Genomic DNA, 25573 nt, shown 5'->3' on the forward strand with positions numbered 1-25573 from the left:
CTCACCCCCCATCCGCGTTCAGGAGGACACACATGCACACCATCGGCATCATCGGCACCGGCGACATCAGCGCCGCCTATCTGCGGGTCGCCCGCGACCAGCGTCTGTTCCAGGTGGCCGGCATCGCCGACCTGGACGTCAGCCGCGCTCAGGCCCGCGCCGAGGAGTTCGGCGTGCCGGCCATGACCCCCGCCGAACTGCTGGCCCTGCCGGACCTGACGGCCGTGGTGAACCTGACGCCGCCGGCCGCGCACGCCGCCGTCAGCCTGGACATCCTGCGCTCCGGGCACCACGTCTACAGCGAGAAGCCGCTGGCCGTCACGCTGGAGGACGGCGCGGCGATCCTGGCCGAGGCGCAGGCGCGCGGGCTGCGGGTCGGCTGCGCCCCCGACACCTTCCTGGGCGCCGGGCTGCAGACGGTCCGCGAGCTGCTGGACGCCGGGCTGATCGGTCGCCCGGTGGCCGCCACCGCCTTCATGATGAGCAGCGGCCCGGAAAGCTGGCACCCCAATCCGGCGTTCTTCTTCCAGCCGGGCGCGGGGCCGCTGTTCGACATGGGGCCGTACTACCTGACGGCGCTGGTCAACCTGCTGGGGCCGGTGAACCGGGTCGGTGGCAGCGCCATCCGCGCCTTCGACGAGCGGGTGGCCGGCCACGCCTCGCGCAAGGGCGAGCGGATTCCGGTCAACACGCCCACCCACGTCACGGCGCAGCTGGACTTCGAGGCGGGGCAGGTGGCCACCTTCATCGCCAGCTTCGACACGCCGGCCAGCGAACTGCCGCGCATCGAGATCTACGGCACCGACGCCACCCTGAGCGTGCCGGACCCGAACACCTTCGGCGGCCCGGTGCGGATCCGCCGCCGGGGCCAGCAGGAGTGGGAGACGCTGCCGCTGACCCGCCCCTTCCAGGAGAACTCGCGCGGCATCGGGCTGGCCGACCTGCTGGACGCCACCGCGCAGGGCAGCGCCCACCGCGCCAGCGGCGACCTGGCCTACCACGTGCTGGAGATCATGCACCGGGTGCTGGAGTCGGCGGAGCAGGGGACCCCGCTGGCGGTGCAGAGCCGGGTGGAGCGCCCCGAACCGCTGGACGTGAAGCCCGGCTGGCTGGCCGAGGCGGTGGGCTGATGCCGCGCCCGGTCACGCTGTTCACCGGCCAGTGGGCCGACCTGCCGCTCGCGGAGCTGGCGCCACTGGCCCGGCAGATGGGCTTCGACGGCCTGGAACTCGCCTGCTGGGGCGACCACTTCGACGTGCAGCGCGCGCTGAAGGAGGACGGGTATGTGCAGGGCCGGCTGGACCTGCTGGCCGAGCATGGCCTGAAGGTGTACGCCATCGGCAACCACCTGGTGGGTCAGGCGGTCTGCGACCTGATTGACGAGCGGCACCGCAGCATCGTGCCGGAGCACGTCTGGGGCGACGGCGATCCGGAAGGCGTGCGCCAGCGCGCCGCCCAGGAGCTGATGGACACCGCCCGCGCCGCCCGCAAGCTGGGCGTGAGCGTGGTGACCGGCTTCACCGGCTCCAGCGTGTGGCACAGCATCTACGCCTTTCCGCCCACCGATCAGGCGTACTGGGAGCGCGGCTTCGAGGACTTCGCCCGCCGCTTCGGCCCGATTCTCGACGTGTTCGAGCAGGAGGGCGTCAACTTCGCGCTGGAGGTGCACCCCACCGAGATCGCCTTCGACACCGCCAGCTCCGAGCGGGCCCTGGCCGCCGTGAGTCATCACCCGCGCTTCGGCTTCAATTACGACCCGAGCCACCTCGCGTATCAGGGCGTGGATTACGTGGGCTTCCTGCGCCGCTTCCCGGACCGCATCTTCCACGCGCACATGAAGGACGTGTGGTGGGGGCACGGCAATGGCGAGGTGGGCGTGTTCGGCGGCCACACCAGCTTCGGGGACGCTCGCCGCTACTGGGATTTCCGCAGCGTGGGGCGCGGTGACGTGCGCTTCGAGGACATCATGGTGGCGCTGGGCGACATCCGCTACAGCGGCCCGCTCAGCATCGAGTGGGAGGACGCGCGCATGGACCGGGTCCACGGCGCCACCGAGAGCGCGGCGTTCGTGCGCCGCCTGGACTTCCCCGCCTCGGCGGTCGCCTTCGACGCGGCTTTCGCCAAGGACGCCCAGTGACGGCCCCCGCCCCGCTGCGGCTGGCGATGGTGGGCGGCGGCCAGGACGCCTTCATCGGCAACGTTCACCGCATGGCGGCCCGCCTGGACGGCCACTACACCCTGGTGGCCGGCGCGCTGTCCAGCACGCCGGAGAAGGCGCTCGCCTCGGGGCTGGCACTGGGCCTCAGCCCGGAACGCAGCTACCCGAGCTACACGGCGCTGATCGAGGGCGAACTTGCCCGGCCCGAGGACGAGCGGGTGCAGGTGGTCAGCATCGTGACGCCCAACCACATGCATCATCCGGTGGCGCTGGCCTGCCTGCAGGCCGGGTTTCACGTCATCTGCGACAAGCCGCTGACCCATACCGCCGAACAGGCGCGTGAGCTGGCCCGGGCGGCGGAGCAGGCGGGCGTGGTGTTCGCCGTGACGTACAACTACAGCGGCTACCCGCTGGTGCGGCAGGCGCGCGAACTGGTCCAGCAGGGCGAGCTGGGCGAGATCCGCAAGGTGATCGTGGAGTACCACCAGGGCTGGCTGGCCACCCAGGTCTCGGAGGCCGACAACAAGCAGGCCGGCTGGCGCACCGACCCGGCCCGCAGCGGCCCAGCCGGGGCGCTGGGCGACATCGGCACCCATGCCGAGCAGCTGGTGAGTTTCGTCACGGGTCTGGAACTCGAGTCGGTCCTGGCGGAGCTGAGCACCTTCGTGCCGGGCCGCGCGCTGGACGACGACGCCACCGTGCTGCTGCGTTTTCAGGGCGGTGCAAAGGGCATCCTGACCGTGTCTCAGATCGAGATCGGACGCGAGAACGACCTGCGGCTCTCGGTGTTCGGCACCCTGGGCAGCCTGCACTGGCAGCAGGAGAACCCCAACGTGCTGCTGCTCGACCGCCTGGACCAGCCGCGCGTGCAGCTGACCCGCGGCGGTCCCGGGCTGGGCACGGCGGCGCAGCGGGTGACCCGGCTGCCGGCTGGGCATCCCGAGGCGTTTCTGGAAGCCTTCGCCACCATCTACACCGCCGCGGCCGAGCACATCCGGGCCGGGACCGGCAGCGAGCCGCCCGTCTACCCGACGGTGGTGGATGGCCTGCGCGGCGTACAGTTCGTGGAAGCCGTCATCCAGAGCCAGCAGGAAGGCGGCTGGACCAGGGTATCCACACCTTAAGTCGGGATGTTCGGAAGGCCGCTCAAGCGAGATCTTGAGCGGCCTTTTGTTGACGCCTCCACGCGTACACGTGTCACGTTGTCCACACCGCTGGTTGCTCTGGGTGGGCTGAGCGGTCCATCACGGGCTTTTCATGCCTGCGGGCGAGGTTGACGTATGGGCCACAAGCGACTTGGGAAGGGACTCGGGCGGTACTGGGAAGCGCTGCAGACGGGTGAGCCGGAGGCGGTGCATGAGGTCCGGAAGCTGACCCGGCGTGTCCAGGCCGAGCTGCACGTGGCCGGCATGCATGGACGCACCCAGCGGGAGTGGCGGGACCTGCGGCGTGCGGTGGCCACCCTGCGGGACCGCGACGCTGTGGGCGCTCACCTGCGCGAGGCGCTCCGGTCCCTGCAGGTGCCGGAGGAGGAAGTTCGTCAGTTCGAGGCCGACTGGCAGCACATCCGTGACGCCCAGTTCCAGGCGCTCAAGCTGCCGGAACGGCCGGGCAGCCGTCCGCGCCCCGGTCACTGGAAACGCCGGATCCGCCAGACGCTCGCTCAGGACCGGGAGCAGTTGCGGCGCGAGGGCGAGCAGGTGATGGCCTCAACTGACCTGGACGTCTGGCACGGGTGGCGCAAACACCTGAAACGCTACCGCTACACCCTGGCCCTCCGTGACGAGGTGCCGGGTGAGGTGCTCCGGATGCTGGAAGCGCTCGGGCACCTGCAGGACGCCCGCGTGGCCGAGCACCTGCTGCAGGACGAGCAGTGGCTCCCCGGCCACCATATGGTCCTGCTCGCCCGCGAGCAGGCCGCGCAGATGACGGCCATGGAACAGGCTCGCCAGCTGTGGCCCGACCTGGAACGGCATCTGCGCAGCTGACGGTGGTCAAGAAAGAGGGGGGGCCGCTGAGTCAGCGGCCCCCCCTCCTTGTGGCCTGCCGGCTCAGTAGGTGAACGTGAGCGGGCGGCTGAAGTGAATCTGGGCGTCGGTGGCGCCGCTGGCCGTATTGCCGGTCTGCGGCAGGATGATCGCGCCGCCGTAGTTGTCGCCGCCCAGAATGGCAGCGGACAGGCGGAGTGTCTGCCCGGTGCCGAGGGTCGCCTTGCTGATGCGGGCCTTCAGGAAGCGGGTTCCGTCCGCCGCGGCGCTGACCTTGAGCGCGCCCGGCTGCAGGACGGCCGTGGCGCCGCCCGCCTGAATCTGCCGCAGCTCCAGGGTGTTGCCCTGCTGCACGATCAGGAAGTTGGGCGCCACGCTTGCATCGAACTGCACGTTGCGCTTCCAGCTGTCGAGCTGCAGCAGGTCGCTGACCGGACCGGCCTGCTGGCCGCCCAGGAACGCCATCAGCGGGTTGCTGTCCTCAGCCTTGTACTGCAGCCCCAGGTAGATGTTGCTGGCATCCTGAGCCGAGCATAGGGTGGACAGGTGGTTGGCAGCCCCCCAGGGGTCGCCCTGGGTGGCGTCGGTGCTGCAGCCGGCCGCATCGAATTCGTTCAGGTTGGCCGAGTCGACGCTCAGGGCCGACTTCAGGGCGGGCAGGGCCGGGTTGGCGGGCGGCGGGGTGAGCGTGTCGGCGGTGGCGATCAGGGTGGACAGGCGGGGCACCGTGTAGCTGCCCGACACCGTCTCCAGCGGGGTGCTGCTGAAGGTGTCGACCTTGACCATCACCTTCCAGCTGCCGCCCGGGAGCGTCACCTGCTGGTCGGCCTCATTGGCGTTGAAGATCACCAGCGTGTGCTTCCAGCTGTCGGCAGCGCGGGTGCCGTCCAGCACGAACCCGATGACGCCCTTGGCCGGGTTGAGGGTCAGCGGGCTGAAGGAGGCGGTCACGTCGTCGCGGGTGCTGTAGCGGAACGACGGGTGCGCCTGCCGCAGCCGGATGATGTTGCTGTAATAGCTGTTCACGTCCGCGAACTGGCCGGGGGCCAGACGGGTCCAGTCGAACTGGTTGACCGTGTCGCCGGAGTTGTAGGAGTTGCCGTCGCCCTGCTTGGTGCGCGCGAACTCCTCGCCGCCCGCCATGAAGGCCAGGCCCTGGGCCGTCTGAACCAGCGCGGCGGCCATCTTCTGCATCTGCTTGAGGGTGGCGGTGTCCTTGCCCTTGCTGGCGCCCAGCGTCAGCCGGTCCCACAGCAGGTAGTTGTCGTGGCTGGTGGCATAGTTGACGCTCTCGCCCGGCTCCTGCGCGAAGTCCGAGAGGCTGCCGGCCAGACCGGTCTGCACCGCCGGCGCGAGGTTGAAGGCCCCCTGGATGAAGCCCTGGGTGCCCACGTCAAACACGCCCCCGATGATGCCGTTGCGGAAGTTGTCGTTGAAGACGCCCACGTTCAGGCCCTTCTGGTCGCCCTTGCCGAAGTGGGTGGGGCCGCCGCCGGTCCACGGCTCGCCGTACATCACGACCTTCGGGTTGACCTTGCGCACCTCCTCGCTGATCTGCTTCACGTCCGCCGGGTACGCGGTGCCGAGCAGGTCGAAGCGGAAGCCCTGGATGTGGTACTCGCTCACCCAGTACTTCAGCGAGTCGGTGATGAACTTGCGGACCATCGGGCGTTCCGGCGCGATGACGTTGCCCACCCCGGTGTCGTTCAGGTACGCGCCGGAGTCGTCGGTGCGGTAGTAGTAGTACGGCACCAGCTGGTCGAAGGGGGAGCGCTCGCCGGTGGATTTGGTGTGGTTGTACACCACGTCCATCACCACGTTCAGGCCGGCGTCCTGCAGGCCCTTCACCATCGTCTTGAATTCGCGGATGGTGCCGGCCGGGTTGTTCGGCTGGGTGGAGTACTGTCCTTCCGGCACGTTGTACAGCACCGGGTCGTAGCCCCAGTTGTACGCGCCCTCGGTCTGGTTGCCGTAGTCGAACACCGGCATCAGCTGCACCGTGTTCACGCCCAGCTGCTTCAGGTGGTCCAGGCCGGTGGAGATGCTGGTGCCGGGCACGTGGGTGCCGGCCTGCACCATCCCGAGGTACTTGCCGCGCTTGTCCGCGTCCACGCCGGAGGAGGGCGAAACGGTGAAGTCGCGGACGTGCACCTCGTACACCGAGGCGTCGGTGGCCCGCTGCAGGGTGGTGGGCAGCGCCGGGCTCCAGCCGGTGGGGTTGGTGCCGCTCAGGTTCACCACCGCCGACTTCATCTGATTGAGCGGCAGGTTCTCGAAGTAAGTGCTCGCTCCGTGTGAGTAGGGGTCGGCGGTGGTCTTGGTCACGCCGTAGTTGGTGGCTTGCAGCAGGTAGTAGGTGCCGTCCAGGTTGCCGGCGACGCTGCCGCTCCAGACACCCCGGTCGCCGCGCGTCAGGTCCAGGGTCTGGTACGGGGTGGGGTCGGCCGCCGCGTGGAACAGCTGCACCCGCACCGCCGACGACACCGGGCTCCACACCTTGAAGGTGGTCTGCCCGGCCGAGACGGTCGCCCCCAGATCGTCGCCGCTGTAGGTGTAGGCGTCGCCGGACAGCACGTCGCGCAGATACACCGTCAGCGCGCCGGTGATCCCGGTGCCGCTGACCGTGATGGCCTTGCTGGCGTCGGCGGGGTTCAGCGGCGCGGCGAGGGTCAGGGTGGCGGTGGTGCCCTTGACCGAGACGCTGCTGACCGTCTGGGCCGCGCCACCGATCTTCACACTCAGCTTATCGGCGCTGAGGCCAGTGGGCGGGCTGGAGTACGTCACCTTGATCTGGGTGGGGCTGTCCATCACCGCGAACTTGCCGGAACTGGTCAGGTCAATCTTCTTGGGATCGGTGTAGAAGTCCTTCTGGCCGCTCACCACCCAGATCTCGCCCAGGCCGCTGGCGGGGATGTCCGCGAGGCGATCCTCGGAGATGTCCTTATCCTCCCAGTCGCCCTTGCGGATGATGAAGCCGCGCTGGGTGGCCGGGCTGTCCGAGCCAATGATGGCGATTTTGCCGTAGCTGTCGTCCTCGGTGAAGAGGGTGGCGCTCCCGTCCTGCGGCGGAATCCAGGACCAGACATTCCAGTTGTTGTAGTCGCCGTCGAAGCGGTGGTAGTGAACGATCAGCACGCTCTTGAGGTTCGGGTCCTCCAGCTTCTTCTGAAAGAACGCCAGGTCCTTGCCGGCCAGGTAGCTGGAGTAGCTTGGGGTGACGGGCGGCTTGACGACGGGGGGCTGGGCGACGTTACAGGCGACCAGCCCCAGCATCACCGTACTGAGCAACAACGGACCTTTGAACATGGAGCCTCCTGGGCAGGAACAGAAACGAAGCACCGTCAGAAGCGAGGCGGCTGCCCCGGTTCCGGAAACGATTCCAAACGTGTTCCTGCCAACTCTACTGAGCAGCGAAACCGAATTCAAGCGGTGGCGGATACGGTGCTTGCCGGCTTCCGTTCTGGAGACATGACGGCACTTTGACCAGCCTTATGGCGTGACCCCATCCCCTGTGGTCCTGCCTTCCGCTCCACCCCCTACGATGGAGCAGGATGAGCAAAGTCACGATCAAGGACGTGGCCCGGCACGCGGGCGTGCAGCCGAGCACCGTGTCACGGGCCATCAACAACCACCCGCACATCCGGGCCACCACCAAGGCCCGGGTGCTGAGCAGCATTCAGGAACTCGGCTTCGTTCCGGACCGGGCCGCGCAGAGTTTCCGCACCGGCCGGACCCGCAGCATCAGCCTGCTGCTCCCGATCACCGGCACCGACTTCTACGACCGCCTGATCAACAGCATTGACGAGGCGCTCGAGGCGTACGAGTACGACGCCGGCATCTTTCCGCTGCTGTCCGAACGACGGCTGGCCCGCTATCAGAATCCGGCCGCTCTGCCCTACCACACCGACGGCCTGGTGTACGCCTCCCTGAACCCCGAACAGCTGTACCACGACCCGCTGACCATCCAGGGACTGCCGGCGGTGGTGTTCGAGGTGCCGAGCTCCCGCTACGACCACGTGACAGTCAACAACGAACTGGGCGGCAGCCTGGCGGCGCGCCACCTGCAGCGCCGGCCGGCCACGACGTTCGTCATCAATGTGGAGGAACGCTTCAACACCCCGTTCGCCAGTGGGGTCTTCCGGGAGCGGGTCCGGGGGTTCCGGGCCGCGCAGCGGGACGCCGGGCTGGACCTCCCGGATACGCACATTTTCACCAGCGACTTCACTCCGGAACGCGCCCATCAGGCGGCACGCCGGGCACTGCAGCAGCGCACCGGCCCGGTGAACATCTTCGTGACCTGCGACGTGTTCGCCCGGGCCCTGCTGGAGGAGGTCCGGCTGGCTGGCCTGACCCCCGGCGACGACGTGCGGATCGTGGGCTTCGACGACGACCGGCAGGCCGAGGCGTCGGGGCTGACCACCCTGCACCAGCCGGTTGAGGAGATGGGCCGCACGCTGACCCGGCTGCTGATGGAGCGGATCGCCGACCCCAGCCTGCCGGTGCGGAGCGTGCAGTTCGACCCGGTGCTGAAGGTGCGCGGAACGGCCTGAGCCGCCGAACAGAAGAAGAGCACAGACCTGCGGGCCTGTGCTCTTCTCCTTCTGCCGTTCAGCGCGGCAAGGCGCTCTGGCCCATCAGGAATTCGTCTACGGCCCGGGCCGCCTGCCGGCCCTCGCGGATGGCCCACACCACCAGCGACTGGCCCCGGCGCATGTCCCCGGCCGCGAACACCCCCGGCACGTTGGTGACGTAGCCGCCCTCCTCCTCGGTGCTGGCCTGGGCGTTGCCGCGCGGGTCACGCGCCACGCCGAAGGCCTCCAGCACCGACCCCACCGGGCTCACGAAGCCCATCGCCAGCAGCACCAGGTCGGCGGGGAGCACCTGTTCGCTGCCCTCCACCTCGGTCATCCGGCCGCCCTCCCAGGCGAGGCGGACGGTGCGGATGCCGGTCACGCGGCCGTTCTCACCGATGAACTCCTTGGTGCCGATGGCGAACTCGCGGGCGCCGCCTTCCTCATGGCTGCTGCTGGTGCGCAGCTTCTGCGGCCAGTACGGCCAGCTGAGCGGCTTGTGCTCCTGCTCCGGCGGCTGCGGCAGCAGCTCGAACTGCGTGACGCTGGCCGCCCCGTGGCGGTGGCTGGTGCCCATGCAGTCGCTGCCGGTGTCGCCGCCGCCGATCACGATGACGTGCTTGCCCGCCGCGTGGATCTGCCGCTCCAGCCGGTCGCCGGCATTCACCCGGTTCTGCTGCGGCAGGAACTCCATCGCAAAATGCACGCCGTCCAGCTCACGGCCCGGCACCGGCAGGTCGCGCGGCTGCTCCGCTCCGCCGGCCAGCAGCACCGCGTCGAACTCAGTCCGCAGGCGCTCGGGGCTCACCGTCTCTGTTGAGAGGTTGCCCACCCGGCTGCCCACCGGCCAGTCACCGACCAGCACGCCGGTCCGGAAGGTCACGCCCTCCTGCTCCATCTGCCGGACCCGCCGGTCAATGCTGGTCTTCTCCAGCTTGAAGTCGGGGATGCCGTAGCGCAGCAGGCCGCCCACCCGGTCGTTTTTCTCGAAGACCGTCACGTCGTGGCCGGCGCGCGCCAGCTGTTGCGCGGCCGCCAGCCCCGCCGGCCCGCTGCCGATGACCGCCACCCGGCGCCCCGTGTTGACGGCGGGCGGCTGCGGCACCACCCAGCCTTCCTCCCAGGCCCGGTCGATGATGCTGCGCTCGATGCTCTTGATGCCGACCGGCTCATTGTTGAAGTTCAGGGTGCAGGCGGCCTCACACGGCGCCGGACAGATGCGGCCGGTGAACTCCGGAAAATTGTTGGTGCTGTGCAGCACGTCAATGGCCGACTTCCAGTCGTCGCGGTACACCAGATCGTTGAAGTCGGGAATGATGTTGTTGACCGGGCAGCCGTTGTTGCAGAACGGAATGCCGCAGTCCATGCAGCGCGCCGCCTGGGTGCGGGCGTCCAGCACCGGCAGGGTGCTGACGAATTCCTGGTAATGCCGCAGCCGGGCCTCGGCCGGCTGATAGGTCTCCTTGACGCGCTGGTGCTCCAGAAATCCGGTGACTTTTCCCATGGGTATGCTCCTGCGCTCAGTGCGTGCTGGGCGTCACGGCCACGCCGCCCTGCGAGGCCGGCTCGGTCGCGTGGTCGATGCGCTCACGGTTCAGTTCGGTCAGCGCGCGGCGGTACTCGTGCGGGAAGACCTTGACGAACTTGGCGAGCGCCGCGTCCCAGTGATCCAGAATCTTGCGGGCCCGCAGCGAGCCGGTCCAGCGGTGGTGTTCTTCCAGCAGGCGGCGCAGCTGGTCCTCGTCGGTCTGACCCTGGTGGAAGGTGGCCGGGTCCTGCTCGGCGCGCTGACGCTCGCCGCTGAGCAGCGGCTCCACCGCCACCATGCTGGGGTTGCAGCGGCTGCGGAACTGACCGTCCTCATCGAGGATGTACGCCACGCCGCCGCTCATGCCTGCCGCGAAGTTGCGCCCGGTGCGGCCCAGCACCACCACCGTGCCGCCGGTCATGTATTCGCACCCGTGGTCGCCGGTGCCTTCCACCACCGCCGTGGCCCCGGAGAGCCGCACGGCGAAGCGCTCGCCGGCCACGCCCCGGAAGAAGGCCTCGCCGCCGGTCGCGCCGTACAGCACCGTGTTGCCCACGATGATGTTCTTCGGCGCGTCGCCCCGGAAATCGATGCTGGGCCGGATGGCAATGCGCCCGCCCGACAGCCCCTTGCCGGTGTAATCGTTGGCATCGCCGATCAGGTAGAGCGTAATGCCGCTGGCCAGGAAGGCGCCGAAGCTCTGGCCGCCGGTGCCCTCCATCTGAATGAAGATGCTGTCGTCCGGCAGCCCCTCGGGGCGGCGGCGCACCAGCTCGCCCGAGAGCATCGCGCCCACGGTGCGGTTGACGTTGCGGGCGTCCTGCAGGATCTTGACCGGCTCGCCGCGCTCCAGCGCCGGCCGGCACTGCTCGATGAGTTTATGGTCCAGCGCCCGGTCCAGCCCGTGGTCCTGGGTGCCGGTGTGGCGGTGATCCACCTCGCCGTCCAGCGCGGGCCGGTAGAAGATGCGGCTGAAGTCCAGGCCCTGCGCCTTCCAGTGCTCGATGCCGGGGCGCAGGTCCAGCAGGTCGCTGCGGCCCACCAGTTCCTCGAAGGTGCGGACGCCCAGCTGCGCCATGATCTGCCGCGCTTCCTCGGCCACGAAGAAGAAGAAATTGATGACGTGCTCCGGCCGGCCAGAAAATTTGGCGCGCAGCTCCGGGTCCTGGGTGGCCACCCCCACCGGGCAGGTGTTGAGATGGCACTTGCGCATCATGATGCAGCCCTCTGCGACCAGCGGCGCGGTGGCGAAGCCGAACTCGTCGGCGCCCAGCAGCGCCCCGATCACCACGTCCCGGCCGGTCTTCATCTGGCCGTCGGCCTGCACCCGGATGCGGCCACGCAGGCGGTTGAGCACCAGCGTCTGCTGCGTCTCGGCGAGGCCCAGCTCCCAGGGGGTGCCGGCGTGCTTGATGCTGCTCCAGGGGCTCGCGCCGGTGCCGCCGTCGTGGCCGGCGATCACCACGTGGTCGGCCTTGGCCTTCGCCACGCCCGCCGCGATGGTGCCCACGCCGACCTCCGAGACCAGCTTGACACTGATGTCGGCGCGCGGGTTGACGTTCTTGAGGTCGTGGATCAGCTGCGCGAGGTCCTCGATGCTGTAGATGTCGTGGTGCGGCGGCGGCGAGATCAGGCCCACGCCCGGCACCGAGTAGCGCAGCATCCCGATGTACTCGCTGACCTTGCCGCCCGGCAGCTGCCCGCCCTCGCCGGGCTTGGCCCCCTGCGCCATCTTGATCTGAATCTGGTCGGCGCTGGACAGGTACTCGGCGTTCACCCCGAAGCGGCCCGACGCCACCTGCTTGATGCGGCTCCTGAGGCTGTCGCCGTCCTGCAGTTCGTAGTCGGTGAGCAGGCGGCCCGCGCCCAGCACGTCACCCACGCGGGTGCCGGCCTGAATGCGCTCGCCGCGCAGCTCGGCGCGGTAGCGGGCCGGGTCCTCGCCGCCCTCGCCGGTGTTGCTCTTGCCCCCGATGCGGTTCATGGCGACGGCCAGGGTGGTGTGCGCCTCGGTGCTGATGGATCCGAGGCTCATGGCCCCGGTGGCGAAGCGCTTCACGATCTCGGAGGCCGGTTCCACTTCCTCCACTGGAATGGCCTGCGCGGGGTCCAGCCGGAACTCGAACAGCCCGCGCAGGGTCATGTGCCGCCGGCTCTGGTCGTTGATGATGCGGGCGTACTCGGCGTAGGTGTCGTAGCGGCCGCTGCGGACGCCGTGCTGCAGCTTGGCGATCGCGTCGGGTGTCCACATGTGCTCCTCGCCGCGCGCGCGCCACGCGTACTCGCCCCCAACGTCCAGCATGCTCTGCAGCAGCGGGTCGGTGCTGAAGGCGGCGCGGTGGACCCGCAGCCGCTCCTCGGCCACCTCGAACACCCCGATGCCCTCCACCTGGGTGGGCGTGCCGGTGAAGTAGCGGTCGATCAGCTCGCGGTTCAGGCCAATGGCCTCGAAGATCTGCGCCCCGCAGTAGCTCATGTAGGTGCTGATGCCCATCTTGGACATGATCTTGGACAGGCCCTTGCCGATCGCCTTGATGTAGTTGGAGATGGCCTTGTCGGCGCTGATCTCACCGAGCGGGTCGGTGTGCAGCTCGATCAGGGTTTCCAGCGCCAGGTACGGGTGGATCGCCTCGGCGCCGTAGCCGGCCAGCACCGCGAAGTGATGCACCTCGCGGGCGTCGCCGGTCTCCACGACCAGCCCCGCCAGCGTCCGCAGCCCCTCGCGCACGAGGTGGTGATGAATGGCCGACAGGGCCAGCAGCGAGGGAATCGCCACGTTGTCGCGGTCCATCCGGCGATCGGTGATGATCAGGATGGTGTGGCCGCCGCGGATGGCGTCCACCGCCTGGGCGCACAGCGAGGCCAGCCGCGCCTCCACACCCTCGCTGCCCCACTGCACCGGGTAGGTGATGTCCAGCTCATACGGCTTGAACTTGCCGCCGGTGCGCCGCTCGATGCCGCGCAGCCGCGCCATGTCGTCGAAGTTCAGGATCGGCTGCGCCACCTCCAGCCGGATCGGCGGGTTGACGGCGTTGATGTCCAGCAGGTTCGGCTTGGGGCCGATGAACGACACCAGGCTCATCACGATGTTCTCGCGGATCGGGTCGATGGGCGGGTTGGTCACCTGGGCGAACAGCTGCTTGAAGTAGCTGTACAGCGGCTTGTTGCGGCTGCTCAGCACTGCCAGCGGCGAGTCGTTGCCCATGCTCCCGATGCCCTCCTCGCCGAGCGCGGCCATCGGGGAGATCAGGAACTTGAGGTCCTCCTGGGTGTAGCCGAAGGCCTGCTGACGGTCCAGACGGCTCTCGCGAAAGCGGCCCACGTCGCCGCTCCCCTCCAGGGTGTCCAGGCGGATGCGGACGTTCTCGATCCACTGGCGGTAGGGCTTGGCGCCCGCGTACTGCGCCTTGAGCTCATCGTCCTCGATGATGCGCCCCTGCTCGAAGTCGATCAGGAACATGCGGCCCGGCTGCAGCCGCCACTTGCGCACCACCTTGTGCTCCGGAATCGGCAGCACGCCGCTCTCGGAGGCCAGCACCACCAGATCGTCGTTGGTGATCAGGTAGCGGGCCGGGCGCAGACCGTTGCGGTCCAGCGTGGCGCCCAGCTGACGGCCATCGGTGAAGACCATCGCGGCCGGGCCGTCCCAGGGCTCCATCATGGCCGCGTGGTACTCGTAGAAGGCGCGGCGGCGCTCGTCCATGCCGCCGTGCTGCTCCCAGGCCTCGGGAATCAGCATCATGGCGGCGTGCGCCATCGGGTAGCCGGAGAGGGTCAGCAGTTCCAGCGCGTTGTCGAAGGTGGCGGTGTCGGACTCGCCCTCGAAGCTGATCGGGTACAGCTTGTTCAGGTCGTCGCCCAGCACCGGGCTCTTCATCACGCCCTCGCGGGCGCGCATCCAGTTGAAGTTGCCCTTGACCGTGTTGATCTCGCCGTTGTGCGCCACCATGCGGTACGGGTGCGCCAGCGGCCATTCGGGGAAGGTGTTGGTGGAGAAGCGCTGGTGCACCAGCGCCAGCGCTGACACCACCGCAGGGTCCTGCAGGTCCAGGTAGTACTCGCCCACCTGGGTGGCCAGCAGCAGGCCCTTGTAGATCACGGTGCGGCAGCTCATGGACGGCACGTAGTACTCGCCGCCGTGCTTGAGCCGCAGATGCCGGATGGCGTTGCTGGCGCTGCGGCGAATCACGTACAGCTTGCGCTCCAGCGCGTCCGGCACCAGGATGTCCGGGCCGCGGCCCACGAACACCTGCCGGATGACCGGCTCCTTGGCGCGCACGGTGGGGCTCATCGGCATGTCGCGGTTGACCGGCACGTCGCGCCAGCCGAGCAGCACCTGTCCCTCGCGCTGGATGGCGCGTTCCAGCTCCTGTTCGCACGCCTGACGCGAGGCCTGTTCCTTGGGCAGGAAGATCATGCCCACGCCGTAATCGCCGGGCGGCGGCAGCGTCACGCCCTGCCGGGCCATCTCGCGACGATAGAACTCGTCCGGAATCTGGATCAGGATGCCGGCGCCGTCGCCCATCAGCGGGTCGGCGCCCACCGCGCCCCGGTGGTCCAGGTTCTCCAGGATTTTCAGACCCTGCTGGATGATGTGATGGGCACGCTGGCCCTTGATGTGGGCCACGAAGCCCACGCCGCAGGCGTCGTGCTCCTGAGCGGTATAGAGCCCGTGCTGGCGGGCCTGAGCGAGTTCAGCCGCCTGAACCTGCGGCTGAAGAGGGGCGGTGGGGCTGGGCGTGCTGGGCTTCTCCATGTGGCGCTCCGATCTCGCTTCCGCATCAAGCGTCTCTGAGCTGAACGATACATGCCCCTTTGCCCCCTTGCCGGAAGTTGTTTATGTGTTCCTGACACTAAAGGGGTACCGCCGCCAGATACCGTGCTTCATGAGACGGGCTGGGCTCGCTGGATCACGTGCTGGCGCGCATTCTTCCGGTGCGGATCTCGGCGACGCCAAACGCGGCCAGAGCGGATGCCCCCAATCAGGGGACCTCTCGCTCCGGCCGCTGTCGGGTGCCGGGTGTTACAGCGGCACCTGGGTGGCCTGTCCCGCCACGATGTACCACGTCACGAACAGCGAGGCCACGAAGGCGCCCGCATAGATGCGGCCGGTGTGCCGGGCGAAGTAGCTCATGAAGATGCCCAGCAGCGCCAGGATCGGCAGGAACTGGATGGCCACGATGACATTCAGCGGCTCACCGGCCGAGAACAGCGCGCCGCGGGCAAACAGGGTGCCGTACTCCACCAGCAGGAACAACAGGAATCCGCCGGCCATCAGCGCCACATTGACCAGCATGTTGTCGCGGCGGCTGCGGCGCATCTGACTGTGCAGCACGGTGGCGGCCATCAGGGTGTAGAGCGTGAACGGAATCAGGTAGCTCAGGAACATCCGGAACTGGCCGGTGTTCATCAGCTTCAGGCCCACGAACCAGAAGCGGTAATCCACCTTGAAGAAGAAGTCAGTGAGCGCCAGCGACAGGTAGCCCACCCCCACCGACGCCAGGGCCAGCAGGGCGGCCTTGCCCACCTCCGGCCCGGTGCGGTCTTCCGGCCCGCTCCGCCCGTCATCGGCCGCGCCGGAGGGCCGGGCCCGCGAGGTGGCGCGCCACACCAGGAACAGGATCAGGCTGATGACGGCGTTCAGGACGGCCCACAGCATGATCTCGTTGGTGATGGTCTGCGGCCACAGCCAGCCGGGCTTGATGATCCGGTCGGCGAGGTGGAAGAAAGGGAAGTAGGTGAACACCGGAATGGCCAGCATCAGCAGGGCGCCCACCCACCACGCGCCGCCCACCATGCCCCGCGGCTCGCCCGGCACGCGGTTCAGGCTGGCGAAGGTGCGGGTGTTGAGCAGCAGGCCGCCGGTCCCCAGCACCAGCAGCACGAAGCCGATCCAGCCGAGCGTGGTTCCGAATTCCTTCCAGGGCCAGATCTGGTTGCTGGCCGGGAGCGGCGTCCCGCCGGTCAGGGTCTGCTGGAACCAACGGACCGCGTCTCCGATGGCGGCGCGCGACAGGTGGTCGCCGGGGTGGGTGGTGGCTGGGGTGAACAGCATCCGGGCGGTGCCGGCCGCCACGTCGCCGTACATCCGGCCCGGCGTGATGGTCTCGGTGGTGCCGAAGACCTTCTTCAGTTTGTCGCTGCCGGTCACGTCCTGGGCGCGCGCCACGTTCCACATCAGCACCGAGAACTCGTCGTACCGGCTGTACACCAGGCCCAGATTGCGCGGGGCGGTGGGGGTGCCTTCCGGCGCAAAGCCGGACCCAGTTGACGACCCTTCCAGCACCATGCTCCTGTACCCGTCCGGGAAGGCGGCAGCGGCGTTCAGGATGGTCCAGCCACCCATCGAGTGACCCTCCAGGCCGATGTTGTTCTTGTCCACCACGTCCAGGCTGCGCAGGTAGGCCAGCCCGGCCGGGCCGCCAAAGCCGTTGGCAAACGCGGGCGCGTCCGAGTAGCCGTGGCCCGCCTGATCCATTGAGAGCACCACGTAGCCGCGCCGGGCGAACTCGATGGCGAAATCCGTCTGCACCTCGCGCGAGTTGATGTAGCCGTGCACCGCCAGGATGCCGGGGGCCGGTTTGGCCGCCGTGACGCCTCTGGGGATGTACAGCAGCGCGCTCAGCTGGTTGCCGTTGGCGCCCATGAAGCGCACGTCGCGCACCGCAATCGTGCGTCCGGCGGTCTGGGTCAGCGAGGCGATCAGCCCGCCCACCAGCACCAGCAGCACGCCCAGCCAGAACAAACCTGCGGGTCTTCTCACCATGTACCGTTCTTTCTCCTGCGTCAGGCAGGTCCGCTGGAAGGCCTGGCGGCCGGGCGCAGCAGACCCGCGCAGGCCTGCGCCGCTGCCACGTCACCGGAGCCAGCCACGGCCGGAAACCCCTACGACTCCTTGTGTTCCAGCTGATCTGACCATCTGTCGAACAGAATGTCAAGCCTTATGAACATCTGTTCATGACACCCGGCGCACTAGCACTGGACCGCCCCCGACACGGCTTGTAGTCTGTACGGGATAGCCGGCCTTCAGCAGCGGACGACCGCCCCAAACGAACGTGGGGCGGTTCCGCTGCGGGCCGTACGAAAGGGACGTATATGCCAGACCTGCAAGAGCACGATGTGGTGATTGTTTCTGCCGTAAGGAGCGCGATCGGCAGCCTGCGGGGCGGCCTGAGTGGCGTCCGGCCCGACGACCTGGCCGCTCAGCTGATCCGCGCCGCCGTGCAGCGCAGCGGCGTCGCCCCGGACCAGATCGAGGAGGTGATCCTCGGCTGCGCCAACCAGGCGGGCGAGGACAACCGCAACGTGGCGCGCATGGCCCTGCTGCTGGCCGGCCTGCCCGACACCATCGCCGGCCTGACCGTCAACCGGCTGTGCGCCAGTGGGCTCAGCGCCATCAACACCGCCGCCCGCGCCATCCGCAACGGGGACGGCGACGTGTACGTGGCGGGCGGAGTGGAGAGCATGACCCGCGCCCCGCTGGTGATGGCCAAGGGCGCGCAAGGGTTCGCCAGTGGCAACGTCACCGCCTACGACACCACCCTCGGCTGGCGCTTCCCCAACCCCGCGATGGAGGCGCTGTTTCCGCTGGAGGCGATGGGGCAGACGGCCGAGAACATCGTGGAGCGCAGCCGCGCCGGGCAGCTCGCGGGCGGCGAGATCACCCGCGAGGATCAGGACGCCTACGCGCTCGAGAGCCAGCGACGCGTCGCGGACGCCCTCCGCGCCGGGCACTTCCGGGAGCAGATCGTGCCGGTGGCGGTGCCGGGCAAGCGCGGCCCCACCGTGTTCGACACGGACGAACACCCCCGGGTGCGGGTGGACGGCGCGGAGGTGACCGTCACCACCGACGCGGCGACGCTGGCCGGGCTGAAACCGGCCTTCCGGGCGGGCGGCAGCGTGACGGCCGGGAACAGCAGTGGCCTGAACGACGGGGCGGCCGCCCTGGTGCTGATGAGTGCCAAGGCCGCGCGCGAGCAGGGGGTGCGGCCGCTGGCCCGCTGGGTGGGGGGTGCGGCGGCTGGGGTGGACCCGCGCGTGATGGGGCTGGGGCCGATTCCCGCCACCCGCAAGCTGCTGGCGCGCACCGGGCTGAGTGTGGCGGACCTGGATCTGGTGGAGTTGAACGAGGCGTTCGCGGCGCAGGCGGTGGCGTGCATCCGGGAGCTGCAGCTGGACCCGGCGCGGGTGAACGTGAGTGGCGGGGCGGTGGCGCTGGGCCATCCGCTGGGCATGAGCGGGGCGCGGCTGATCGTGTCGCTGACGCATGACCTGGCCCGCACCGGGGGCCGCTATGGCCTGGCCACCCTCTGCGTCGGCGTCGGTCAGGGTGAGGCCGCCCTCATCGAGCGGCTCTGACTGGTTTCGCCGTGGATCCGCTGCGCGAGCTGCTGCGGGCGACCTTTCAGGCCGCCGTGCAGGCCAGCCAGCCGGACCGGGTGCTGGCGAACCTGACGCTCCCGGAAGTGCGGGGCCGCACGGTGCTGGTCAGCGTGGGCAAGGCAGCGCCGGGCATGGCCGCCGCCGTGATGGGGCAGCTGCACGGCCCTGTCAGCGGCGTGGTGGTGGCGCCGCACGCCCAGGCCACCGGTTCGCTGCCGGGGCTGCACGTCCTCGGGGCAGGGCATCCGACGCCCGATGAGGGCAGCGTCCGGGCCGGCGCGGCGGTGCTGGACGCTGTGCGGGCACTCTCGCCGGACGACCTGCTGCTGTGCCTGATCTCCGGAGGGGCCTCGGCGCTGCTGTGTGCCCCGGCCGGCGTCACGCTGGACCAGAAGGCGGACCTGACCCGGCAGCTGCTCGCGTCCGGCGCAAGTATTCAGCAGATCAACGTGGTCCGCAAGCACCTCTCCCGCGTCAAGGGAGGGCAGCTGGCGCGGGCGGCGGCCCCAGCCCGTGTGGTCTCGCTGGTGCTGTCGGATGTGGTGGGCGACGATCTGTCGAGCATCGCCAGCGGCCCCACCGCGCCGGACCCCAGCAGCGACCGGGACGCCCTGGCAGTGCTGGAGGCCTTTGGGCTGCGGGCGCCGGAAGCCCGGGTCTGGCTGACCGAGGGGGCGGCCGGGCTGCACCCCGACACGCCCAAGCCGGACGACCCTCTATTTGAGCGGGTCACGCACCGGATCGTGGGGCGAAACCGCACGGCGCTGGAGGCGGCCGCAGCCCACCTGCAGCAGGCCGGATGGCCGGCCCGCATCTGGCGGGACGACGTGACCGGTCCGGCCCGGGAGGCAGCCCGGCAGCACGCCCAGCTGGCGAGGGAACTGGACCCCGGCGAGGCGCTGCTGAGCGGCGGCGAAACCACCACCGTGGTGCGACCCGGCGCAGGGCGCGGCGGACGGAACCTGGAATTTCTGCTGGCACTGGCGCTGGAGGATACCGGGGTGTACGCGCTGGCCGCCGACTCGGACGGCCTTGACGGCAGCAGCGACGCGGCCGGAGCAATCCTGACCCCCGACACCCTGGCCCGCGCGGCGCGGCTGGGCCTGGACGCCCGCGCGTCTCTGGACGGCAGCGACGCGCACGGCTTCTTCGGGCGGCTGGGCGACCTGATCCGCTGCGGCCCGACTGGCACCAACGTCAACGATGTGCGCTGCCTGCTGCGCGCGCCCAGCTGACCCCTCCGGATGGTGGGGATGCCGGCCCCGCCGTTCGCCCGGCGCGGCGGCCCGGGGGCCCGGCGCATCCTGGGGACATGACAAACACAACGATTCAGGATCTTTCTTCCGGGCTGGCCGACACGGTCGAAACCGCCAGCCGCAGCGTGGTGATGGTGCTGGGCGGCCGCCCCGTCAGCGGCACCGTGGTGGCTCCGGGCCAGGTGCTCACCGCCGCCCACGTGCTGCACGACGACGACGTGAAGGTGCGGACTGCCGATGGCCGCGAGCTGAGCGCCACCGTGGCCGGCCGCGACCCTGCCACCGATCTGGCCCTGCTGCGGGTGGACGGGCTGGACCTCGAACCGCTGGCGGCGGCCGGGGAGCTGCGGGTAGGTGAGCTGCTGCTGGCCGTGGGCCGGCCAACACACGGTGTCCAGGCCAGCCTGGGGCTGGTGCAGCGCCGGCCCGAACGCGGCTGGATGCCGGCCGGGGCCGAGCCGTTCCGCGGCGTGACCGGCGGAGCGCTGGTCAGCGCAGCCGGTCAGCTGGTGGGCGTGCTGAACGCCGGCGTGCAGCGCGGCACGCTGCTGGCGGTGCCGGTCGAGCGGGCCATGAAGGTGGCGGCGCTGCTGGCGCAGGACGGCCGGGTGCCGCGCGGGTACCTGGGCGTGGCGACCCAGCCGGTGCATTTCCCGGAAGAGCGGGAGCCACAGGTGCCTGGAGCTCAGGAGGAGCAGCGGCGTGGCCCCGGCCCGCGCGGCGACTTCGGTCCGCGTGGCGGTCCCCGTGGTCCGTGGGGCCGGGAGGGCGGGCCGCGCGGGCCCCGGCGTGGCCGGGTGGGCCTGACGGTGGTGCAGCTGGACGAGGGCAGCCCGGCTGCCCAGGCGGGTCTGCTGAAGGGCGACGTGCTGCTGGCCGTGGACGGTGACGCGATCCGTCATCCGCACGAACTGACGGCGCAGGTGCGGGAGCGGGCGGGCGAGGCCCTGACGCTGCGGGTGCTGCGCGGCGGCCAGGAACACGACGTGACGCTGACGGTGGGAGAGCGCTGAGCATGGCCCAGCCGGTACCATCCGGTATGGCGACCCGGGCGGCATCCGGCTCCTTCCCCACCGTGCAGGTCGCGGTGGGGTCCGGGCTGTTGCGGGCGGGGCTGCAGGCCCTGCTGACCCAGGCGGGGGTGCCGCTGGTGCTGTCCGGCGGCGAGGTGCTGCTGATTGACGACAGCTGGCTGCCGGACCCGGCCCTGGCCGGCACGCCGGGCGGGGTGGTGGCGCTCGGCTCGGTGGTGTGGGCCAGCCTGCTGCCGGAGCTGGTGGTGGGCGGCTGGGCGGCCCTGCCGGCCGACCCGGCTCCGGCCGAACTGCTGGCGGCGGTGCTGGGTGCGGCCGCGGGGCTGGCGGTGCTTCCGGCAGCCCTGGCGCGCCGCCTGGACAGCGAGCCGGACGACGAGCCGCTGGAGTTGCCGCTGGAGGAAGTCAGCCTAACTCCCCGCGAGCGGGAGGTGCTGCGCCTGCTGGCGGAGGGGCTGAGCAACAAACGGCTGGCACGCGCGCTGGGGGTGGCGGAAAGCACCGTGAAATTCCACGTGCAGGCGGTCTACAGCAAGCTGGAGGTGGCGAGCCGCACAGCCGCCGTCACCCGCGGCATCCAGCTGGGGCTGGTGAGCGTCTAAGGGCACGGGGAGCATACGGTTTCGAACGCCTGCAGCTGTGCACGGGGAAGCGTTGCGTGGGGGCCAGGTCGGAACCGTGGCTTTTGGGCCTTGCCTTTCCGATCATCGGCGGCCTCATCGAGCCCACTCGACGCCGCTCGTCACTCGTGCGGCGTGACTCAGAAGAGCAGCGCGAGTTCCACGAAGTACGCTGCCTCTGCGGGCGTCAGTCGCCCCGCCGGTCCATATCCCTCAGCAAAGGCCGCCTGATCGGCCCGTGTCAGGCCATGCATCGCCACCGCCACGTCGGAGCGCGGGTCACCGACCTCCGCGAACGACCAGTCGATCAGGCCCGTGACGCGCCCGCCCTCGGTCATCACATTGACCAGGAACAGATCACCGTGGATGAATGCCAGCGCGACGGGCGCGGGTGGCCGGTTCCGTCGCGGGTCGAACCGCGCCACGTCCGCCGCTGGGTTCAGGCGCCTCGCGGAGGCCAGCACCGTCTCCAGACAGTCGTGGCCACCTAAGCCAGGAGGGGGCGGCGTGGCGTGCAGCCGCGCCAAGTGTGCACCAAAGTTTGTGAGGAGCGCTGTGCGCCCCGCACGGTCGAGCTCGGCACCGAGCGCCGCCTCCAGGGTTATGCCGGGCAGGCGACGGGTCATAAGCCAGCCTTCCAGCCCGGCCGATGCGGCCCGCTCGAGGAACAGCAGGGGCTCAGGGGCCGGCACGCCCAGCGGGTGGACGGCACAGAGCGCGCGATGCTCGCGCCGGATCACCTCCAGGTGTGGTCCGACAGAGCGCTTGAGCACCACGGGGCGGCCGCTGGCGTCGAGCGCGAAGGCGACGCGGGAGGTGCGGCCCTGCCGCGGAGGCTCCTGAAGCGGCGTGTCGGCGGCGAGCATCGCCCGGACCTCATCCGGAAGGTCGGCGAGCGTCAGGGACACGGCGTACGGGCGCGGGGGCTCCATGCGCCCAGTATTCACGGGCGCGGCAGCAGAGCCAGCAGGAGCACACCTCACGTGTTGACCTCGCCCTGGACCCACTCCCCTTCCTGGCAGCCGCTAAGCTGACCGGATGCCCACGCCTGCCCGCCTGCTCGAACGTCTGTCCGCCATCGCCGCTTCCCTGGCCCGGACGGGCAAAGCACAAGCCCTGATCGGGCTCGGCTCGGTTGGACTGGAGCTGGAGCGGCTTGACGCCCATTCCGACCTGGACTTCTTCGTGATCGCGGAAGACGGACAGAAAGGCGCCCTCCTGGCGGACCTGTCGTGGATGACGGAGGCCGCCTCCGACGCCTACTTCTTTCAGAACACACCCGACGGGTACAAGTGGTTGTTCAGCGACGGCGTCTTCTGTGAATTCGCGGTGTTCGAACCGCCCGAGCTGGCCGGCATTCCCTTCGCACCGGGCCGGGTCGTCTGGAAGAAACCGGGGGTGCCCGAGACCATCGCGCTGCCGCTGGCCACATCTCACCACCCGGAAACTACCTTGGAGTGGGTGACCGGGGAGGCGCTGACCAACCTCCTGGTCGGGCTGCAACGGTATCGGCGCGGCGAGCGGCTGTCTGCCCTCCGCTTTGTCCAGGGGTACGCGCTGGACCGGGTGCTGCAGCTGATGGCCCGTCAGGAGGGCGGCGGTGCAGGCCAGCCGGACCCCTTCGCACCGGAACGTCGCCTGGAGCAACGCCATCCGGAAGCGGCGGCACTCCTGATGGCCTTTGCCCCCGGCTACCTGGGAACGCCCGACGCCGCGCTGGCCATGCTCGCGTGGCTGGAAGCCCACGTGACCGTCAACCCGGCCATCGCCGCCGCCATCCGGCAGGTGCATGCCGGGATTATGGCAGACCGAGCCTGACGGATCTGACGGCCACCGGCCGGGCAGAGCAACGCCCCTGCGGATCCCGCCTGCTCAAGGACATGAGCAACTGGGAGGCCACAGGGGCATAGAAGTTCATCTGGAGGGTCAGGCCACCGTTCTGACCCGGCTAGGTACGGTTGCTGGTGTCGGCGGCGTCGCGCAGAGCGTCACCGAAGAAGTTGAAGGCCAGGATGGTCACGAACAGGAACAGGCCCGGCAGCAGCAGCCAGGGGTACAGGTTGAGCGTCTGGAAGCCCTCGCGGCGGGCATCGGCCAGCAGCAGGCCCCAGCTGGTCATCGGTTCCTTGATGCCCAGGCCCAGGAAGCTCAGCGCGCTCTCGCCCAGGATGTAGCCGGGCAGCGAGAGGGTCGCCGTGACCAGCAGGAACGAGCTGAGGTTGGGCGTGATGTGCCGCAGGATCACCCGCAGGTCGCGCGCGCCGATGGCCTGCGCCGCCGACACGTACTCCACCTGCCGCAGCGACAGCACCTGCCCGCGCAGCACCCGCGCCAGTCCGGCCCAGCCGATCAGTGCCAGCACCGCCACGATGCCCAGGTACACCCAGGTGCTGGGCCAGCGCGCCGGAATCAGGGTGCTGAGCGCCAGCAGGATCGGCAGGCGCGGGAAGCTGAGCAGCACCTCCACCACCCGCTGAATCAGGTTGTCGATGACGCCGCCGTAGTAGCCGCTCAGGCCGCCCATCACAATGCCGATGGCGAACGACAGCAGCACCCCGATCAGGCCCACCGTCAGGCTGACCTGCCCGCCGACCAGCGTGCGCGAGAACAGGTCGCGGCCCAGCTGGTCGGTGCCGAAGGGGTAGTAGTTGCCGCCTTGCGCCCCGAACAGGTGCAGGTCGGTCTGAATGCCGAAGAAGCGGTACGGCTCGCCGTGCACGAACAGCCGCAGCGGCAGGGGATTGGCGCGGTCCTCCACGCTCTTGCGGGCGAACGTCACCGGGTCGCGCTTCTGGGTGAAGCCGTACACGAACGGCGTGCGCAGCCGCCCCTGGTACATCACATGGATCGCCTGGGGCGGCTGATACTCGCTGCCCTGGTGCTGGGTGGTGATGTTGTACGGCGACAGGAAGCCCGCGAACAGCGCGCTGAGGTACAGCACGATCAGCAGCCAGCCGCCCACCACGCCCATCCGTGACCGGCGGTAGCGCCGCCACGCCAGGCTGAGTGGCCCGGCGGCCCGCACCGGGCTGCCGTCCGGCACGGCGGTCATGCGTACCTCACGCGCGGGTCGGCCCACGCGAGCGCCACGTCGGCCAGCAGGTTCCCGATCAGCAGCAGGAAGGCGCTGAGCATCAGCAGCGTCAGCGCGGTGTACTGGTCCTTGTTCACCAGGCTGTCGTAGAGCAGCGGCCCGATGGTCGGCAGGTTCAGCACGATGCTGATGATGATGGTGCCGCTGATCAGGCTGGGCAGGCTCAGTCCCGCCAGGCTGATCAGCGGGTTGATGGCGTTGCGCACCGCGTGCTTCCACACCACCCGGTTGCTGGCCACGCCCTTGGCGCGGGCAGTGCGCACGTAGTCCTGGCCCAGCACGTCCAGCATGGAAGCGCGCATCTGGCGCATCAGGCCCGCCACGCCTTCCAGCCCCACCGCCAGCACCGGAATCCACAGGTGGTTGAGCAGGTCCAGCACCCGCGGCCAGCTCCACGGCACGCCGATGTACCGCGGGCTGAACAGGCCGCCCACGTTCTGCCCGCCGAACTTCAGCACCAGCGCCACCAGCAGCAGCGCGGCCAGAAAGTCCGGAATGGCCAGCCCCACGTACCCCAGCACGTTAGCCACCTGCGCGCCGGCGCTGTGGCGGCGAAAGGCGGTGTAGATGCCCAGCGGAATCGCCACCACCCAGCTGACCAGCAGGGTGATCAGCGCCACGAACACGGTCCAGCCGAGCAGCTCCCCGATCACCGTCACGACGGGGCGGTTCTGCAGGAAGCTGTAGCCGAAGTCCAGCCGGGTGATCACGCCCCACAGCCAGTGCAGGTACTGGATCACCGGCGGCTGGTCCAGGCCCAGCTGCCGTGAGATGGCGGCGGCCGTTTCGCGGGTGAAGCGCGGGTCTTCCAGGAACTGGTCGGTGAAGCTGCCGGGCTGCAGCTTGATCACGAAAAAGCACAGGGCGCTGATGATCAGCAGCGTGGGAATCATGCCGAGCACCCGGCGGATGACAAAGTTCAGCACACGGCCTCCTCCAGAC

17 protein-coding genes are annotated in these 25573 nt (G+C 69.6%); 10 read left to right on the top strand and 7 right to left on the bottom strand.

What is annotated here, in order from left to right; translation table 11 throughout:
• Nucleotides 1–32 precede the first annotated feature (32 nt).
• The 4 genes from ABOD76_RS21805 (at nucleotide 33) to ABOD76_RS21820 (ending at nucleotide 4146) form a co-directional block, all read left to right on the top strand.
• A complete protein-coding gene (locus tag ABOD76_RS21805; protein WP_350245468.1) occupies nucleotides 33–1130 on the top strand; it encodes a Gfo/Idh/MocA family protein in 1098 nt (365 codons plus the stop codon).
• Nucleotides 1130–2137, top strand: a complete 1008-nt coding sequence (locus ABOD76_RS21810; RefSeq protein ID WP_350245469.1) for a sugar phosphate isomerase/epimerase family protein — start codon at nucleotides 1130–1132, stop codon at nucleotides 2135–2137. The genes ABOD76_RS21805 and ABOD76_RS21810 overlap by 1 nt, the downstream gene beginning before the upstream one ends.
• A gap of 26 nt (nucleotides 2138–2163) precedes the next feature.
• Nucleotides 2164–3282: a Gfo/Idh/MocA family protein gene (locus tag ABOD76_RS21815; protein ID WP_350245700.1), complete on the top strand. Its 1119-nt coding sequence runs from the start codon at nucleotides 2164–2166 to the stop codon at nucleotides 3280–3282.
• Between the two features lie 156 nt (nucleotides 3283–3438).
• Nucleotides 3439–4146, top strand: a complete 708-nt coding sequence (locus ABOD76_RS21820) for a CHAD domain-containing protein (RefSeq protein ID WP_350245470.1) — start codon at nucleotides 3439–3441, stop codon at nucleotides 4144–4146.
• Nucleotides 4147–4209: 63 nt separating this feature from the next.
• Here the strand turns inward: ABOD76_RS21820 and pulA are convergent, their stop codons facing one another.
• Nucleotides 4210–7452, bottom strand: coding sequence for a type I pullulanase (gene pulA, locus ABOD76_RS21825; RefSeq protein ID WP_350245471.1), 3243 nt, complete (start codon nucleotides 7450–7452; stop codon nucleotides 4210–4212).
• 245 nt (nucleotides 7453–7697) lie between these two features.
• Here pulA and ABOD76_RS21830 point away from each other — a divergent pair, with 245 nt between their 5' ends.
• The gene (locus ABOD76_RS21830; RefSeq protein WP_350245472.1) at nucleotides 7698–8696 is read left to right on the top strand and encodes a LacI family DNA-binding transcriptional regulator; all 999 of its coding nucleotides are present in this window, start codon (nucleotides 7698–7700) and stop codon (nucleotides 8694–8696) included.
• A gap of 58 nt (nucleotides 8697–8754) precedes the next feature.
• On the opposite strand, the gene ABOD76_RS21835 is transcribed toward ABOD76_RS21830, so the two are convergent.
• From ABOD76_RS21835 to ABOD76_RS21845, 3 genes are all read right to left on the bottom strand, one after another.
• Nucleotides 8755–10221 (bottom strand): glutamate synthase subunit beta, encoded by a 1467-nt coding sequence (locus tag ABOD76_RS21835; RefSeq protein WP_350245473.1) that lies wholly within the window; start codon nucleotides 10219–10221, stop codon nucleotides 8755–8757.
• A gap of 16 nt (nucleotides 10222–10237) precedes the next feature.
• Complete coding sequence (locus tag ABOD76_RS21840; RefSeq protein ID WP_350245474.1) at nucleotides 10238–15001, bottom strand: glutamate synthase-related protein; 4764 nt, start codon at nucleotides 14999–15001, stop codon at nucleotides 10238–10240.
• 267 nt (nucleotides 15002–15268) lie between these two features.
• Nucleotides 15269–17011 carry an alpha/beta hydrolase family protein gene (locus ABOD76_RS21845; RefSeq protein WP_350245475.1) on the bottom strand — a complete coding sequence of 581 codons (1743 nt, stop codon included), beginning with the start codon at nucleotides 17009–17011 and terminating at the stop codon, nucleotides 15269–15271.
• A 329-nt stretch (nucleotides 17012–17340) separates the two neighbouring features.
• Here ABOD76_RS21845 and ABOD76_RS21850 point away from each other — a divergent pair, with 329 nt between their 5' ends.
• The 4 genes from ABOD76_RS21850 to ABOD76_RS21865 all read left to right on the top strand — a co-directional run bounded on the left by ABOD76_RS21850 (nucleotide 17341) and on the right by ABOD76_RS21865 (nucleotide 21519).
• Nucleotides 17341–18603 (top strand): thiolase family protein, encoded by a 1263-nt coding sequence (locus ABOD76_RS21850; RefSeq protein WP_350245476.1) that lies wholly within the window; start codon nucleotides 17341–17343, stop codon nucleotides 18601–18603.
• Between the two features lie 11 nt (nucleotides 18604–18614).
• Nucleotides 18615–19862 carry a glycerate kinase type-2 family protein gene (locus ABOD76_RS21855; protein ID WP_350245477.1) on the top strand — a complete coding sequence of 416 codons (1248 nt, stop codon included), beginning with the start codon at nucleotides 18615–18617 and terminating at the stop codon, nucleotides 19860–19862.
• A gap of 77 nt (nucleotides 19863–19939) precedes the next feature.
• A complete protein-coding gene (locus ABOD76_RS21860; protein WP_350245478.1) occupies nucleotides 19940–20896 on the top strand; it encodes a S1C family serine protease in 957 nt (318 codons plus the stop codon).
• A gap of 26 nt (nucleotides 20897–20922) precedes the next feature.
• Nucleotides 20923–21519 (top strand): helix-turn-helix domain-containing protein, encoded by a 597-nt coding sequence (locus ABOD76_RS21865; protein WP_350245479.1) that lies wholly within the window; start codon nucleotides 20923–20925, stop codon nucleotides 21517–21519.
• A gap of 158 nt (nucleotides 21520–21677) precedes the next feature.
• On the opposite strand, the gene ABOD76_RS21870 is transcribed toward ABOD76_RS21865, so the two are convergent.
• Nucleotides 21678–22469 carry a phosphotransferase family protein gene (locus ABOD76_RS21870; protein WP_350245480.1) on the bottom strand — a complete coding sequence of 264 codons (792 nt, stop codon included), beginning with the start codon at nucleotides 22467–22469 and terminating at the stop codon, nucleotides 21678–21680.
• A gap of 106 nt (nucleotides 22470–22575) precedes the next feature.
• On the opposite strand from ABOD76_RS21870, the gene ABOD76_RS21875 reads away from it, so the two are divergent.
• Complete coding sequence (locus ABOD76_RS21875) at nucleotides 22576–23355, top strand: hypothetical protein (protein WP_350245481.1); 780 nt, start codon at nucleotides 22576–22578, stop codon at nucleotides 23353–23355.
• A 130-nt stretch (nucleotides 23356–23485) separates the two neighbouring features.
• Here ABOD76_RS21875 and ABOD76_RS21880 read toward each other — a convergent pair whose 3' ends face one another.
• On the bottom strand, nucleotides 23486–24589 hold the full coding sequence (locus ABOD76_RS21880; RefSeq protein ID WP_350245482.1) for an ABC transporter permease: 1104 nt from the start codon (nucleotides 24587–24589) through the stop codon (nucleotides 23486–23488).
• Nucleotides 24586–25557, bottom strand: coding sequence for an ABC transporter permease (locus ABOD76_RS21885; protein WP_350245483.1), 972 nt, complete (start codon nucleotides 25555–25557; stop codon nucleotides 24586–24588). The genes ABOD76_RS21880 and ABOD76_RS21885 overlap by 4 nt, the downstream gene beginning before the upstream one ends.
• Between the last annotated feature and the right edge of the window lie 16 nt (nucleotides 25558–25573).

Source organism: Deinococcus sonorensis KR-87 (genome assembly GCF_040256395.1).
Taxonomy (GTDB): Bacteria; Deinococcota; Deinococci; order Deinococcales; family Deinococcaceae; genus Deinococcus; species Deinococcus sonorensis.